Source organism: Streptococcus sp. GMD1S, from assembly GCF_000296875.1.
In the GTDB taxonomy this organism is placed as follows: domain Bacteria; phylum Bacillota; class Bacilli; order Lactobacillales; family Streptococcaceae; genus Streptococcus.
The window spans coordinates 1-2,411 of the sequence record NZ_AJQY01000095.1; the positions used below are offsets into that span (position 1 = coordinate 1).

Below are 2,411 nucleotides of genomic sequence, written 5' to 3' on the forward strand. Positions count from 1 at the left end.
TCTATTTTCTCATAATTCTGACAATTTGGCAAGTTTTTGATGAATTTTCTGAAAAATATGATAAAATGAAGAAAATATGGAATCAAGGGGAAGTCTATGGAGCAGATTGGAAAAGTCTTTAGACAATTACGAGAGTCAAGAAATATCTCGCTGAGACAAGCAACTGGGGGACAATTTTCGCCGTCCATGTTGTCCCGATTTGAAACAGGTCAGAGTGAGCTTTCGGTGGAAAAGTTTCTATTTGCCCTAGAAAATATATCTGCTAGTGTAGAGGAAATCCTCTTTCTGGCGAGAGGTTTTCAGTATGATACAGATTCGGAGTTGAGAAAAGAAATCACAGATGTTTTGGATTTAAAGAATATAGCACCTCTTGAGGACTTATATCGCAAGGAGTATCAAAAGCATGCCCATTCTCAAAACAAACAGAAACATATTCTAAATGCCATCATTATCAAGTCTTATATGAAGAGTATGGATGAAACGGTTGAGTTAACGGCAGAGGAAGGGAAAGTCCTTCATGACTACTTGTTTTCTACTGAGATTTGGGGAATCTATGAACTCAATTTGTTCTCAGTCAGTTCTCCGTTCTTGTCTGTTTCTCTTTTTACTAGATATGTACGAGAAATGGTCCGCAAATCCGATTTTCTAATGGAAATGTCTAGTAATCGAAACCTTTTTCATACTATGCTATTGAATGGTTTTTTAGCCAGCATTGAGTGTGAAGAATTTACCAATGCCTCTTATTTTAAACGTGTCATCAAAGAGCATTTCTACAAGGAAAATGAGACCTATTTCCGAATTGTCTATTTGTGGGCTGAAGGTCTTCTTGATAGCAAGCAGGGTAGAGTCAAGGAAGGTCAGAAAAAGATGGAAGATGCTGTCCATATTTTTGAGATGCTTGGTTGTAACAAATCTGCTGAATACTACAGAAATACAACCGATTGTTGAATATCTGCAAACTAAGAAAATAATTTGAAAATTTAAGCGATAGAACTTTTGACTACTCTCAGGTCGTTACAAAAGTTCTATCGTTTCTTTGCTCATTTTGTGTGTTGCATATATTCAAAAGTTTTCCCTTTCAATTTCTAAGTGCTATACTATAGTCATACTTCATATAGGGATTATAACAAGAAGGGAGATCACCTATGAAACTATTGTTTAGAAATCAAGCTTATCGACTCTTGACTTTGTCGCGCTTCTTCAATGCCTTTGGTGCTTCGATTTTTAACCTGGTATTTATCGTTTATGCATCGACCTTGCCACAAGCCTCTTTTGCTGTTGCTATGGCGAATATTGTCATGATTCTTCCGACTCTCTTTACAGTTTTTGTAGGGATTCGGGCAGATTACACAAGGGACAAGGTCAAATGGATGGTCTATAGCGGTTTGTTTCAGGCGGTTTTATTTTTTCTGGCAGCCCTAGTTGTTCAGCAAGCTAGTCTCTTTGCCTTTTCTAGCCTGTGTTTGATCAATGTCATCAGTGATGTGATCAGTGATTTTGCTGGTGGTTTGCGCATGCCCCTCGTTAAGGAAAAAGTAGCTGAAGGGGATCTGATGGAAGCTTATTCTTTTTCCCAGTTTATCACCTATATTTCAGCTATTGGTGGTCAAGCTTTTGGAGTTTGGCTCTTAGGTCTATCGGTCAACAATTTTTCCCTTGTTGCGGGAATCAATGCCTGCTTTTTCCTAGTATCAGCCTTTATTCTCTTTTTAGGAAAAAGCAAATTGAGTCTGTCAATGTCATCTGCTGATGGTAAAAAACTAAAAAATGAGAAGCTTTCTATCAAAGACCAGTTCCTAACAATTTACCGAAATTTACGTCTCGTTTTTCTTAAAGGTGGACAGAAAAACTTTGGTTTCATGATCTTTGCTGTCTTGCTTATTAATGCCTTGGGTGGGGCTTTAGGAAGCATCTATAACATCTTCTTTTTGAGCCATTCTCTCTTGAATTTTTCTTACACAGAGGCACTATTTATCAATCAATTCTGTGTTTTAGTAGCAATCATCATCAGTAGCCTTACGGGCAATGATTATTTTGGGAAGCAGTCTTTGCCTAGATTGATGATGTGGGCGACCGTAGGACTCAGTCTAATTGGTCTAGCTAATGTATTCAATCAAGTCGTGCTTGGTTTGCTATTTCTATTTTTAACTCTGTATGTGTCTGGTAAAGTTCAACCAAAGATTAGTGCCATGCTCATGAAAAATCTAGCTCCAGATGTTCTAGCTCGTACCAGTAATTTTTTAGGTTTATTGTTTACCTTATCCATACCTGTGGGAACAGCTTGTTTTTCACTTATAGCTGTATGGAATATACAGTTGACTTGGATGCTATTTGTTGGTCTTTCCTTGCTGGCTATTCTTTTGACAGTTATTAATCTCAAAAATGATATTTGAATCCTAATTTTATTCATA

The 2,411-nt window shown here is 37.2% G+C and carries 2 protein-coding genes; both read left to right on the forward strand.

What is annotated here, in order from left to right:
* The first annotated feature begins 96 nt into the window (after window positions 1–96).
* A complete protein-coding gene (rgg, locus tag GMD1S_RS07215; RefSeq protein WP_000434958.1) occupies window positions 97–948 on the forward strand; it encodes a quorum-sensing system transcriptional regulator Rgg in 852 nt (283 codons plus the stop codon).
* Between the two features lie 197 nt (window positions 949–1,145).
* Window positions 1,146–2,393 (forward strand): hypothetical protein, encoded by a 1,248-nt coding sequence (locus GMD1S_RS07220; RefSeq protein ID WP_000770638.1) that lies wholly within the window; start codon window positions 1,146–1,148, stop codon window positions 2,391–2,393.
* Window positions 2,394–2,411 lie beyond the last annotated feature (18 nt).

What these genes read in the sequence shown, in the direction of transcription:
- rgg (WP_000434958.1), top strand. Translation starts at nt 97, where the DNA reads ATGGAGCAGATTGGAAAAGTCTTTAGACAATTACGAGAGTCAAGAAAT.
- GMD1S_RS07220 (WP_000770638.1), top strand. Translation starts at nt 1,146, where the DNA reads ATGAAACTATTGTTTAGAAATCAAGCTTATCGACTCTTGACTTTGTCG.